Below are 13,889 nucleotides of genomic sequence, written 5' to 3'. Positions count from 1 at the left end.
TTCCAGGGCCTTCAGGCGCTTGGGCATGATCTCCAAATCGTGGCGCAGCCAGATGCTACGGGCACCCTGTGGCGAAACGGACAGGGCATGCCGCTTGAGGACTTCGTTGGCGATCCGAATCTGGCCGTAGGCAGGTAATTCTAGAGCCAGTTCGACCACGGCGGCCTCGACCTGCGGGACCACGCGGTTCTTGAGCAGCGGCCGGTGATGGGAAATCTCCTGCAACGCGGCCTCGCCGCCTCGGTCGTACAGTTCCTTAAATCGGTAGAAGCTGTCGCGTGAGTAACCCATCACGCGACAAGCTTGGCTGACGTTGCCCAGTTGCCGGGCCAGTTCGAGCATGCCGACTTTGGCACGGATGACCTTCTGTTCCTGAGTCATGGCGGACTCCTTGCTGTTAGCGGCGTGCATTGCCGCTACGGGCTACGCCCTGAGCGCCAATGCGCGCCAGCATGAAAAACCAACCACTGTCAGATTTAGTCTAGTTCACTGTAGAAAGAAATCAGGCAGATCATCGCTATGCAATGCCCTAACGGATTGGTGTTCTTGGACCACTGTTGTTGTTAATCTGGCTCACTTCTGAGCCAGGTCGCACTGTCTTGGATTCGCGCCTGGGCGGGTTTGGAAAACTGGTTGGCTTTCATAAAGCGCGTGATCTCGCCCATCGCCACTTTCCATTGGCGATTGTTCCGGCGACATAGCACCCCATTGGCCCGAAGCTCGGTCAGTACTTCCCATAAAGCGTCTTCGCCCGCCCCGTTCAGTAGACTCAATCCCTGCCGCCATCCCCGCTTGGCTAGCGTGTCATTGATGAAATAGATACTTCTGATTAACCCGACTGCTGCTTGCGTGCGCTGCGCCGTCGGCACGCGCCCCAGATAGCGTTCAAGCAACGCTAGCTCCTGCGCTTGTCGCTTAGGTGAGAACCTGCCTAGTCCTTCGGGCAAACGCTGCAGCGCGACCCCCCACTGGTTGTCGGGCAGCGACAGCGCCCAATCGCGCATCTGCGCATACCACACGGATCGCTCCGCTTCCGGAAAGCGCCACACGTAACTTGCCAACGCGCCGACCGATGCGCCTTGATGAGAGGGGGGCAAGCGTAACGCGTAGTCGTATAAGAGTGTATAGAGTTCGGGGATGCGCGGGTCTGCTTTATTAAATTTATTTAGTACACGGGCCAATGTGGGAATGATCTGCGCTTGCTCGGCTACGCTCAATGACGGCAGCCGTGCCAGAATCGCGTAATACCACTGAGCAAAGTGAGGGGTTTCGGGGGTATCGGGTGAGAAATTCGACAGCCCAAGCGCCAGTTCTGGCCACACATTGTCTTGCCCAGGCTTGCGCTGTTCGGCCAGCGCGTAGGCAAAGTCAAACAGTTCAATCCGTTCACGCTCATAGGTGAAATCCCGGTGCATGAGCAACAGCGCTTTTTGTATCTGCACGCCGTCTTGCGGGATACGCTGCGCGGCTGCGAATAAACGCTTGAACACATCGCCGCGATCTGCGCTGTGTAATGCTCGCAGCCGCTGGCACAGCGCGTCCAGGGGTTCAGCATGCTGCGCTGGATCGGCGAGCGTGCCGTCCATTTCATCGAGCAGGCGGTTGATCGACTCAAAGGTCACCGCTTGTTTTGCTCGTTGCCAATAGCTATGAACGAGGCGCCGGGTCTGCATCGCATAATAGGTGCGCCGATCGACGGTGGCAAACGGCATCACGTCTTGGACGGGCACGTAGTCACCAATGCGCGCGATGACTTCGCTCGGCAGATCCTGGTAGGTGGTGGGCTGCTTGGCTGGTGGATTGGCCCATGCGGCGCTGGATAGCTGCGGCGGCGGGGGCGCCGACGCGGCGGGTGTCGGGCGAGCCTCTAATGCGCAGATATAGGCCTGATAGTCGTTTAAAGCGGCATTCAGATCGAAGTCCATCGGCAAGCCCAGCAAGAAGGAAAGAAGACGCCACGCGTCGCGAGGTTACGCAGCAGGCTAGCGAAAAGTGAGCACAGGCGCGCAACGATACGTCACAAGCGCGAGGTTTTTGGCGGCTAACATAAGCCGGCGGATAAGCCGCGGTATGACCATCAGATCGGGCGACACCCGAAGGCCATACAGTCCCAGCAAATGGCCTTGGATCTCGCGCACGCTCATGGCGCGCGCATACATGCTAATGGCGTAATCGCCAAAACCTGGCAGACGGCGCTGATATTTACCCAACAGCTGTAGCTCGGACCTCGCCCGCCGATCACGGAGGATAGCCAACTTCAATTCGCCAGCGGGCGTGATTACCGTCTTGGGGAGGGTGCCATTGCGGTGATCGGTCAGTGCTTAATGTGATCTTAGAATTATGGTATGCGAATCATTCGGGTAACGACTTATCATTCGACAAGTCGCAATCGACATTCAACTTGGCGGCGTTCAATCGTAGCCGGTGCCAACGGCCGCTACAGCTCCCGCAATATCATGCTGAACGGATACGCTGTGTCGCCGGGCAGCCTGACCGAGAAGTGGCTGGGACAGCTCGGCAGGCATCTGCATCTCGCGCATATCCACTTCTTTGTTTCGGCTCTTGGTATGCGTCAGCTGACGGTGCAAACCAACATCGAAAGTGATCCGTATCTTCGGAAAGATTTTGCGTTAGCGACGCATGGAACATGCTAGCACGCTGTACGTGGGTTGGTGCGTTCACAACGAATCGGCATACGCTCGCGTATGCTGTCGGCTTGGATGAGACCGAATTGCTAGGCAAGTTCGGTACAACTCAGGCCGATATTGAGTGCGTATGCAACCGCCTGCAGTCCCAAGCGTGCCGCATACGCTTATTGCCGTGAACAGCTGGCTGCGCAAGCCCAAATAATCTAGCTGGAACGTTTTTGCTCAGTAGGTTATGATAAGAAAAATTTCAATAGTCATTTCAAGAACGAGGTAAAGAATGGAAGCTTTGTCAGAAAAAGATGTATCGCCGATCAGCCAATGGTATGACATGATGACTCGGATGTTCCCCGATGACCGCCTAACGTTTCTGAACTACGGCTATCTGGACGATCGCAGCAACTTTGACTGGATCAAAGAGGAGGACCTTGAGCAGAGATGTTCAGCTAACTTGATCCGAACCATTTTAGGCGATGCCGATTTGCGCGGTAAAAAGGTCCTTGAAGTGGGTTCTGGAAGAGGGGGAAATTGTTCTTACCTGGCCAGGTACGCTGGCGCCGCATCGGTGACTGGGCTGGACTTCTGCCCAGCACATATCGAGTTCTGCAAGCGGGTGCATCGTCTTGACGGGCTGTCCTTTATTGGCGGCGATGCGATGGACTTACCTTTTGCCGATGAAGAATTCGACGCGGTAATCAACATCGAGTCATCTCACTGTTATCCAGACATGAATAGGTTTGGTGAAGAAGTGCGGCGGGTGCTGAAAAAAGAAGGTTTGTTTTTTTATGCCGATACCATGAAGGGCGACAATCAGGATGCGTTGTCCGAAAAAGATAAGATTGGCGTTGATTTTTTCACTAACGTATTAGAGCAGCATCACGCAATGATCCGCAACGCCCAGTTTAAAGTAGAGGATCATGTTGACATTTCTGAAGGAGTGGCTAGAGCTTTTGACAGCGAGCAAGGTCACCTAAAGCACGTACTCAAGGCATTGGTGAATGAAAAAAAGCAGCAGCATAGCCTTCTGCCGCCCGACGTGTATCATGCATTCGATACGATGCTCCACTTTTTTGACGATAGTGGCCTGAAGGCTTATAAAAATGGCCATTTGGCGTACAAATTTTGGCGTCTTAAAAAATCTGCGTAATTTTTTATTTTAAGCTAGGGTAAGCCTCGCGCTGTTGGAGGTGGGCTGGCCCTGTCGATCTCAGCCCACATTATTCGCCATGCTTGTGATGGAGCCGCTTGAATGATTGAGCCGCACCATCACTGCTTTTCCAATAACAAACAAAAGCGTGAGGATATGCCGCGATCAGAGCAGTAGGCTACGATCAGCGGCTTTGTTTCAAACAGGAGTTGACGCGGCTCGGATACTGTTGATTAGTTTAGTCAACACATTTCCTGGCCCGAGCTCTTCGAACTCGCACTCCCCTTGGCGAATCAAATACTGAACGGTCTCAACCCACCGCACGGATCCGCAGATCTGCCGGGTGAGGTTATCGATTAGTTCGTTATCCCGGTAGGGAACGGCATGGATATTGGAGATTACGGGTATTTGCAGCGGGGAATAGCTAAACTGCTTCAGATATTCGCCAAACTCCTCCATCGCGCTTTGCATATAACGGGAATGGAACGGAGCACTGACTGACAGGGGAATAACCGTGATTTCCAGCGCCTGGAAGATCTCTTTGGCTTGGCTAAGAGCTTCAACGGGACCAGCGAGGACGGTTTGGGATGGCGAATTATAATTGGCCACGTCCAGAGCATTTAAGCCGTGCTGAGATAGTAGCGAGTTGATTTCATCTGCGGAGCGACCAATGACCGCAGCCATGCTTCCGCCGGTAGCGCGTGCCATCAATTCACCCCGTTTTTTGACCAGCTTCAGGCCGGTTTCGAATGAAAAGGCCCCAGCGGCAAAGAGCGCGCAATATTCGCCCAGACTGTGGCCGGCAAGGTAATCCGGTTGGCGACGATCCTGCTGCTGCTTGTTTAGGAACGCTAGTGCGTTGACGGTGTAGAGCGCTGGCTGCGTATATTGGGTATGGGACAGCTGGCGATCTGGATCTTCCAAACAAAGCGTCCTTAGCGAATAGCCAAGAATTTCATCGGCCTGGGCAACGTGATCGGGAAATTGCTCGAACAGCTCCGCTCCCATGCCGACGCGTTGTGATCCCTGGCCAGGAAAGACGTAGACGCGCTTCGGGCCAGTCGCTGGCCGCGTCGCCGGCTGCTGCGCCCCATGCGCTGGTTGCTGAACTTGCTGCGGCGCAGGCCGCACGAATGACTGGTCTTGCTGGGACGTTTGTTGTGCTGGCGCAGTTGCGCTCGCGGGTAGCGGTTTTAGTGTCCGTCCGAGCGTTAGCGTTTCATCAAATTTTTCAAGGTCACGGCCGAACGGGCTGAGCACCGCAAAAGTTTGTGGCGCCTGACGGTCGCGGATATTTTGTTTGATTAGGTTGGCTAGCGTGCCGCTGGGGCCGAGATCTAAGTAGATCATTGACTCACCGCGCTCGGCCGCTTCTCGTTCAATCCGCGCCAGTGTTTGAGAAAAGCGAATCGGTTCGCGGATGGTCCGCCAAAAGTGATCGGTCGTAAGTTGATTCAAGGTCTCGGTGTTGTGGCAGGAGATCACCGGGATCTGCGCGCGCCGTAAGCGCAACTCACTGGCTAGCACATCGACCTCTGGCTTAAGGAAATCGATATGGCGGGAATGAAAAGCCTGTCTGACTGGCAGGCGTTGGAACACGATATCTCGACTGCTGAGGTAGCGTTCAGCCTCTGCAATCCGCGCGGATTGGCCGGCGATGACGATCAGCGATTGAGCGTTATAAGCCGCAATATCGCAATGATCATGGAGTAGAGGCGTTTGCTGGTAAAGCGATTCGTCGCAGAGAATCGCCAGCATCGTCCCTTCCGTGGCCGGAGACTGACGACGGTGAAATAGCTGACCCTGACGAGTCACGAAACGAATGGCGTCGGACAGCGGCAGCGTCTCTGCGAGGGCGGCGGCGGCCAGTTCCCCGAGACTGGTGCCGAGTAGATAGTCGGGCTGGATCTGCTGCTCGATCAGCGTTTTGCCCAATGCATACTCCACCATGAAGATGGCTGGATGGCTAATGCGAAGATCATCGAACGTCTTGGAACGTGCGTTATTAGCATCGTAAATTTCGGCAATTAACGAATGTCCAAGCTCGACGCGAATCAGCGCATCGAGCTCGTTCATCCAGCGGTGGAACACCGAATTGTTTTGATAGAGTTCCCGGCCCATCTGGTAGAACTGACAGCCTTGGCCTGGAAACATAAAGACAATAGAAGTTTTTCGCCCTTCGCAGAGGTACGGCATAGATTTCGTCCTGGGAGGTGGAGGGTGCAGGGAGCCAGTATTCTAGCCAAAACTTATTCTGCGGTCCTGTACAGCTGGAATGTCTGGTGCACGTCCGTCGCTGCAAACCGGTGTTAGGACGCACGTTCAGCTTTTCGCCCTGCTAGCTCACGCTCGGCTGTCGCCCCGCATAGCGCGTGACGCTATCAAGAAAACTGCCGCTTTTTGCCGCATACGTTTAACACGTGGTGTAGTTTCGTACTATCCACGCCCGAACAGTATCGGGGTATCCAAGTATACCAATGCGGCCATTGTTGCGACACGATATCGATCCATGCTGCATGACCGTGCTGACGTTGATGCGCAGCGCTGCTGCGAGGGTTGCCGAAATGTGATGAAGCGACATACGGACACCGTAGTCAGCGATTAGCCGCGCGATTCCGCACACTGCTACGTTCTGACGTTTTTCGCTTGGGTTTGCCGACATAGTCAGCGCTGCGCACACGGAGCAATCGTGATTTTTGCATTCAAAGGTAGGTGTGACGCAGCCGAATTTCTACAAAATTTATCATAGTGTGAGCAAAACTTGTCTTGGAACTTCATCAACCTATCCTTAGACGACAGATTGTTCCAGACTTGCGCTAGTTTGGGCATGCCGCGAACCCATCGTGCTGTTTTAATAAACCATTGAGATAACATGGTTTTTAAGCTATTTTCTATCTAATAACTGAAACATTGCTATGGAAACCTTTTGATGGTCATTTTTACCGATCGTCTGTTTTTTCTTTCCATTATTCTGAGTCTCGAAAGTCGTGGCCTGATTTCCCGTCGTGGAGTCTGCCAGCCGTTCGAGCTCGAACAGTTCGCCTTGACCGCGTCAGTCAATGTCGGTCCGTTGCGGGTCGCGTTTGATGGCCTCAAGGCGTTTGGCTGGCTGGGCCAGTCAAGCAGCAACGAATATTTCTTTAACCGCCAAGCATGCGCTGTCCAAGCCCTGCCGGATCGGATCGATGAAATGTTTGCGTGGCTCGTGCCTAAGCGCGAACCCGTCAAAGAAGACTTGACGCAGCTGTCGTGCTGGTTGTCGCTGTCGGCGTTGGACTGGAATTTGCATTGTTCTGCATTGGTTCACAGCCTCAACGATTTGTTGGCGTTGGCGATATTGCGTCGGCTGACGTTGAGCGATGCAATCGACCACGGCACCGGACAGGTGGATCCACAGCGTATCGATAGTGGCCGAATCAGCCCAAGGTTGGTGCACCAGGTGACGGATTTCCTGGTGGCTCGACAGTGGATTCAAAGCAGTGGTGAGCAGGGGCTGACGCTCAACCCAACGCGGCGGGCACTATTGTCTGAGCTGTTGAGCGAGTCGTTCCTTGCGTACTGTGCCAGCCTACCGTCGACTCTCGATGACGTACTGTTTGGAACGAGAGAGCGATGGACCACCGCATCGCGGTGGCTAAAGGAGGCGGGTGAGCGGCAGATCTGGCGCGGCGACCAGCCAGCGCTTGAACAGCTATTGGGCACGATTTTTGATGCCCAGCCGTTGGCCACGCAGCCAGACTGGATCATTGAATTCGGCCGTCGTCCCAACAGTTCACTGGAGGACGTGTGGCAATGGATTCGCCAGCATACTGCCCGAGGCAAGGTGCTGGATAGCTCGCCACTACGGTTGCTCGTGCTGGATGACGCCGTGTGGGGCGATCTGGCTGCGCTTCGACGACGCCTTGAAGACGCTGGCGTTGGGGCGAGCGAACGAGTGCTATGGCTAAGTGTGGGCCAGCAAAATCTCGAAGAACCGGGGACTACGCCGGTGTCGCAATCGCAACTGGCGCCACAACGCTATTACATCCGCTCCAACGGCTTGGCGGCGGATGGCGCCAGCGTGATGGGTGGCTTGCAAGCCCAGTTTAATTCTCTGGCGGCTTTAGCGAGCAGCCATTTTGTAGTCCTTAGCGAAAGCCACTGGCGCCCTAGCGGCGCCTTGGCTGATCGCTTTGCTTATCATTACGGTGTTGAAGCGGCCCATTACTTGATGGCACTGGCCGGCGCCGGATTGTTTGCGAATCCGGGAATGTTGCACAAGTTGCCTCGGGATCGAGCTGACTGCGACGCGACCATGGGTTGCTACCAGGTCAGAGAATATCGTATTCGCTATGCGACCATCGATGACCTGCCTGCACTGCTGAGGCTGGAAAAGGCTTGTTGGCCGGACGGCGCAAGGGTTGACGAGTCAATCCTGCGTCGCCGGCTGAGTCAGTGGTCAGCTGGACAGTTGGCACTGGAACTCGATGGCGAGGTGGTCGGCGTAATCTATTCGCAGCGGATCACGAAAATCGATGGCCTTTTCGGGGTCAACTTCGCGACTGTCGATCAGCTTTACCATACCGAAGGCAGCATAGTCCAGGTCCAGAGCCTGAACATCTTGCCAGCCCATCAGTCCAGCGGGTATGGCGATCAGTTGCTGGAATTCATGCTGCAATACTGCACTGTGCTCAATGGTGTGGATACCGTGGTGGGGGTGACCCGCTGCAAGGACTATCCGAAGCATCGGCACATTCCTTTGGGTGACTATATCCACAGCCGTGACGAGCGAGGCATCCTACTGGATCCGGTACTGCGTTTTCATGAGCTTCACGGCGCACGGATCGAGCGGCTGGTGGCGGGTTATCGTCCGGCTGATCACGACAACTCGGGTTACGGCGTGCTGGTGCATTACGATCTGGCCAGCCGCCAGCGTCAAGCGCTGCAACTGACCACAGCACCGATGGCGTTGCCCACGGTATCCATCGATGACGCGGTGCGTCAGGGAGTCAACCGGTGCTTGGGTCAATCGGAAGACAGCCGGCTGTCGTCGCGCCACAGCTTGATGGAGCTGGGACTAGACTCAGCGGATCTTCTCGCACTGGGTGAGCAATTGGGACCGATGTTCGGGCTCACGCTGGAGCCGACATTTTTCTTTCGCCATAACAGCATTGACAAGATCGTTGCGGCACTAAAAGAACGTTTGGACGGGCAGGCGCCGTCATCAAGCGGCAGCAACGTACTCACTCCCCCATCCACCACCACGTCACCGCAAACAACGCCATCCCCCTCAATCGAAGACCACGATGACTTTGCGATCATCGGCATCAGCGGTTGTTTCCCCGGCGGGGAACTGGAGGATTTTTGGGCGGCGGTACGCAGCGGCGCCAGTCAGATCCGTGAGGCGCCGGCTGGGCGCGCCAATGCTGGGTCTGCAGGCGGATATATCGACGATATTGATTGCTTTGATCACCCATTTTTTGGCGTGTCGGCGGCGGAAGCGGCGCTAATGGACCCCCAGCAGCGGCTGCTATTGCAACATGCTTGGCTAGCGCTTGAAGATGCCGGCATTCCAGCGGCGCAGCTAGCCCGTCGCCCCACCGGTGTATTTATTGCTGCCGCACCGAGTGAATATCGCAGCGTCGTTGAAGTCCCCAAAGATAGCCCATTCCTGCTGACGTCTTCGTCTGCGTGCATGTATGCGAACCGGGTTTCTTACCTCCTGGATCTACGCGGACCGAGCGAATATTGCAACACGGCCTGTTCATCGGCGTTGGTGGCGTTACACCGAGCGATGCAGGCGATCAAGGCCGGCGAGTGTCGGCAAGCGCTGGTCGGTGCAGTCAACCTGTTGTTGTCGCCTGACGAAACGGCAGGGTATCAGCTGATGGGTTTCCTCAGCGCACACGGTCAAACGCGCTCATTTCAAGCGGGGGCCGATGGTTATGTGCGTTCCGAAGGCGTTGGCGTACTGTTGCTCAAGCCACTGGCGGACGCTGAGCAAGATGGCGATCATATCTATTTGAAGCTCAAGGGTAGCGGCGTTTGCCACGGCGGGAGAGGGGCTTCGCTGACCGCGCCCAATCAAGACAGCATGAAAGCGGCAATCGTTGCCGCCTACCGCAGGGCCAACGTGGAGCCGAACAGCGTCAGTTACGTGGAAGCGCACGGCGTCGGCTCGTTGCTCGGCGATGCAATAGAGATAGCCGCCATCCAGGCCGCCCGGGCCGAATTGAGCGACGACGACCACGATGGTCCTTGGACGATCAGTACATTGAAGCCGGTGATCGGTCATTGTGAACTGGCTTTTGGCATGGCGGCGTTGTTCAAAGTGATCGACGCTGTGGCGCAGCGGCAGTTACCAGGGATCCCAGGATATGCACAACTGAATCCCGCGATCACGCTGGATCCGCGCCAATTGCGGCTGCAGGCCGACAGCCGTCCATGGCCGGCGCCAAAGGACGCGAACGGCCTTGCGTTACCGCGGCGAGCGAGTATCAATAGTTACGGCTTCGGCGGCGTCAATGCCCACTTAGTCGTGGAGGAGTACATCGCACCGCAGCGTGCGATACAAGAGGATGTCGGGCCCCAGCTAATCCTGTTATCGGCACATGATGCGGCGCGGTTGACGGAGCAAGCGGCGCGGCTAAGCCGCTATATTGCCCAACGGCCCGATCTGTGCTTGGCTGACATCGCTTATACCTTGCAAGTGGGACGCACTGCGATGGCATGCCGCTGGACTGGCGTGGTGGACAGCATTGTGTCGCTCCAACAGCAGCTCGACGCACTCAATCGTGCGCCGATGAGTGAAATCACGATGCTCGATGCGGACACGATGGCAATCGATCCGTTGCAGGCAGGTATCAGCGACGAGGTGGACCTGGCCTTTACCCGTTGCGATTTGCAAGCGCTGGCCGGTTACTGGCGGCAAGGCGTTGAGCTAGACTGGCTCAAATTGCCGCGTCTCGGTGAGGCGCGGCGTATCAGTCTGCCCGGCTATGCCTTTGCCAAGACACGTCACTGGCTGCCGCCACGGCAGGCTGCTGTAGCCTGCCAGACAAGCGAAGGTGTGGCACAACCGCAAGGCTTTCGGCAAATACTGGCTGGGCTACTCGGATGCGAGCCAGCAGCGCTTGACGGTTGTGAATCGCGTAGTTTGGCCAGCCTTGGCCTCAACTCGCTGGCCGCAGTCGGTCTGAAAGCCAAATTGGAGCAGCAATTGCAGCTATCGGTATCGTTAGCGCAATTGAGCCCCTATCTGAGCCTTGGCGAGGTGGAAACCCGCCTGGCGGCACTAGCGGGACAGGGCGACAATAATCATCCAGTGCCTCGGTTGCAAACGGCACCCAACGATCAGTGGCAGCCTTTTGCACTCAACGATATCCAACAATCTTTTCTGTCGGGGCGCAAGCTACTGGCCGAGACTGAGCGGGTAGGCTGTCATATCTATTTGGAATTCGACTGGCCAGATCTCGAAGTCTACAGGCTCAATCAGGCTTGGAATCGATTGATGAGCCGACATGAAATGCTGCGAGTCAAGCTGCTCGACGACGGTCGCCAGCAAATCGAAGCATCGGCCTCTTATCGCATCAAAGCACGGGATTTGCGACGAATCGACACGGCCGGCCGCGAGTTGGCGTTGGCAGCCATTCGTGCGTCGATGTCCCACAACGTCTACCTACCGGGGCAGGCGCCGCTTTTTGAAATCCGCGTTTCGCTGCTGGATCAACAGCGCAGCCGGGTACACCTAAGTATCGACGAGTTAGTGGTCGATGCCACTTCTTTGGACTTACTGTTGCAACAGTGGTTGATGCTTTATCGGGATCCCGCTGCGCAGCTGCCAGATCACGGCTTGTCATTCCGGGACTACCAGTTGTCGCTGGAAGCATTCAAACAGTCTCCACGCTACCAGCGTGATTTGCAATACTGGGTCGACAAGCTGGCGCAAATGCCACCAGGTTTGTGCTTGCCCAAGGCCCAACGGCCAGCTGGCCGCCAGCGGCGACGACTGGCCTCGACGCTGGAGCCAAGCCGCTGGCTGCGATTGAAACAGCAGAGCGATGCGTTGCAAATCTCAGGTACGGCATTGTTGCTGACCTTGTTCGGCTTAATTCTTAGGCAGGCCAATGCAGGCAAAGCATTTTCGTTGATCTCCACGTTCTATAACCGTGTCCCCTTACATCCAGCGATTGATCATGTAATTGGACCGTTCATCTCGAACCATTTTTTTGCCTTTGTCGGCGCAGGGGAAGAAACCCTGGCTGCATTGGCGCAGCGGGTTCAGCGCCAATTGCTTGAGGACATTGACCATATGAGCGTCAGCGGCGTTGCCGCGCTGCGAGAAACCCGGCGCCGCTGCGGCAAGTCGCTGCATTTTAGCGGCGGCGAGGTGGTATTTACGTCGATGCTCAACAACCCAGTGATTGGAGGTGCGGACAGCTTTGGCGACGCGCAGCACTACTGTGTCACGCAAACGCCGCAGATCAACCTCGATCATCAACTGCGAGAGTGCGGTGGTGCACTGAGTTTCAGCTGGGACGTCGCCATCGACTGCTATCCGGATGGCATGATTGACCAGCTGTTTTCTGACTACTGCCATTTGTTGCACAAGTTGGCAGATGGCGAGGTTGACTGGCAGGCTGTAAACACGGGTGAGTTGGTGGGGCGATTAATGGCCGCTAAGCAACCCTTACCCGTTTCGACCGCCGGGCATACGGGCTCCTTTATGCTGGCGCCGAGCGAGCCGCCGAAAACGCCATTTGCGTTGACTGATCAACAGCAGGCGTATGCGTTTAGCCGCTCGCTTTATCCCAAGCAAAGCAGCTCCCACCTTTATATGGCGGTGGCCATAGAGGATCTTGAAATGAGTCGGTTGGAGCAGGCTTGGCGGCAATTGGTGGCTCACCACCCGATGCTGCGCACCCGCATTCTGCCCAGCGGCACCCAGCAGCTCATGGAGGCTGTGCCACCACTGCAACTCGAACTGAGCGAGCAGGGCGTCGATGTGGACCAGATTGCCGATGAAATGCTCGGTCGGGTAACGGCGCTGGGGGATTGGCCCTATGCCGAATTGCGAGTCAGTCAGTTGGACGGGCGGTGCAGCCTGGTGCATCTGGCGGTAGACCTGCTGATTGCCGACTTGCCCAGTCGGGATCTGCTGATCCGCCAGTTGCTGGACCTCTACCATGGCCGCCCACCGGCACCGTTATCGATTAATTTCGGTGGTTATATCAAAGCGCTTGGACAATACAGACGTTCGCCAGCGGCGCAAAACGCCGCTGCGTACTGGCAAGAAAAATTCCGCCTGCTACCGCAGGGGCCGCGGGTGAGTGACAAAGATGCTAAGGGGCAGTATCTAGGCTACGAGCACCGCCTTGATTGCTGGCCGGCGCTACGCCACCGCATCGCGCAAGCAGGCATCTGCGCGGACGCACTCCTGATTTCTGCCTATGCGTGGAGTATTGCCGAACATAGCAGCAAGCAGGCCTTTACTTTGGTGGCTCCAGGCTGGCACAGGCCTGCGGTACACCCTGAGATCAACGCGCTGGTCGGTGACTTTACGACTTTGAGTTGGATCGACTTTAACGACGAACCGATGACTTTCATCGAGCGGGTTCGGCGTTGTGAGCGAATCTTCACGGAGGACGAACGCCACGGCGCGATCAGCGGCTTGCAGGCGCTGCGTAAGGTAGCAACGGATAAGCAGCAACCGCGGAAGCTGAATTTTCCGGTGGTTTTTACCCGGCTCAATCCGCAAGGACCATTGGATCTACCAGACGGAACGAGGTTGACCAAGAGCGCGAGTCGCACGCATGGGGTGGCGTTGGACAATCTCAGCATCGAGCATCAAGACGCGCTGTTGATCCATTGGGATCTCGCGGCTGGCTGCTTGGCGCCGGCGCAGGTCGAAGCGATGTTTGCCGACTACTGCCGGTTGCTCGAGGCGTTGGCCGATGACGATAGCCTGTGGACGGTACAGGCGCCCCAACTGGCGGCGACGCTAGCTGCAGACAAATATCCCGTAATGAGTTGAATCGCCTCGCCATCCTACATTTAGACACGGACTCATAGCCAGATACGGACTCATAGTCGCAGAGGAAGTTGCCCTAGTTCGGCTG

At 56.2% G+C, this 13,889-nt stretch carries 5 protein-coding genes and 2 pseudogenes; 3 read left to right on the top strand and 4 right to left on the bottom strand.

From position 1 onward, the window contains the following. The 3 genes and pseudogenes from KPG66_RS07615 to KPG66_RS07605 form a co-directional block, all read right to left on the bottom strand. Window positions 1-381: helix-turn-helix domain-containing protein (locus KPG66_RS07615; RefSeq protein ID WP_237070513.1), on the bottom strand; the 381-nt coding region annotated here is incomplete at its 3' end. A 182-nt stretch (window positions 382-563) separates the two neighbouring features. Further along, window positions 564-1,940 (bottom strand): hypothetical protein, encoded by a 1,377-nt coding sequence (locus KPG66_RS07610; protein WP_237070511.1) that lies wholly within the window; start codon window positions 1,938-1,940, stop codon window positions 564-566. A 135-nt stretch (window positions 1,941-2,075) separates the two neighbouring features. Continuing rightward, a pseudogene (locus KPG66_RS07605) lies at window positions 2,076-2,312 on the bottom strand (transposase); the annotation flags it as partial. Between the two features lie 11 nt (window positions 2,313-2,323). Here KPG66_RS07605 and KPG66_RS07600 point away from each other — a divergent pair. Together KPG66_RS07600 and KPG66_RS07595 are read left to right on the top strand one after the other, a co-directional pair. Next, window positions 2,324-2,639: pseudogene (locus tag KPG66_RS07600) on the top strand (dioxygenase family protein); the annotation flags it as partial. A gap of 286 nt (window positions 2,640-2,925) precedes the next feature. Then, window positions 2,926-3,792: a class I SAM-dependent methyltransferase gene (locus tag KPG66_RS07595; protein WP_237070507.1), complete on the top strand. Its 867-nt coding sequence runs from the start codon at window positions 2,926-2,928 to the stop codon at window positions 3,790-3,792. 198 nt (window positions 3,793-3,990) lie between these two features. Here KPG66_RS07595 and fabD read toward each other — a convergent pair whose 3' ends face one another. Next, window positions 3,991-5,988, bottom strand: coding sequence for an ACP S-malonyltransferase (fabD, locus tag KPG66_RS07590; protein WP_237070501.1), 1,998 nt, complete (start codon window positions 5,986-5,988; stop codon window positions 3,991-3,993). Window positions 5,989-6,721: 733 nt separating this feature from the next. Here fabD and KPG66_RS07585 point away from each other — a divergent pair. Next, window positions 6,722-13,804: a GNAT family N-acetyltransferase gene (locus KPG66_RS07585; protein ID WP_237070499.1), complete on the top strand. Its 7,083-nt coding sequence runs from the start codon at window positions 6,722-6,724 to the stop codon at window positions 13,802-13,804. Window positions 13,805-13,889: the final 85 nt, after the last annotated feature.

This window comes from Mycetohabitans sp. B2 (genome assembly GCF_021733735.1).
Taxonomy (GTDB): domain Bacteria; phylum Pseudomonadota; class Gammaproteobacteria; order Burkholderiales; family Burkholderiaceae; genus Mycetohabitans; species Mycetohabitans rhizoxinica.
This window is presented reverse-complemented; position numbering and strand designations above follow the sequence as displayed.

Excerpts from the sequence above, each read along its gene's own strand:
- KPG66_RS07595 (WP_237070507.1), top strand. The coding sequence starts at position 2,926 with ATGGAAGCTTTGTCAGAAAAAGATGTATCGCCGATCAGCCAATGGTAT.
- fabD (WP_237070501.1), bottom strand. The coding sequence starts at position 5,988 with ATGCCGTACCTCTGCGAAGGGCGAAAAACTTCTATTGTCTTTATGTTT.
- KPG66_RS07585 (WP_237070499.1), top strand. The coding sequence starts at position 6,722 with ATGGTCATTTTTACCGATCGTCTGTTTTTTCTTTCCATTATTCTGAGT.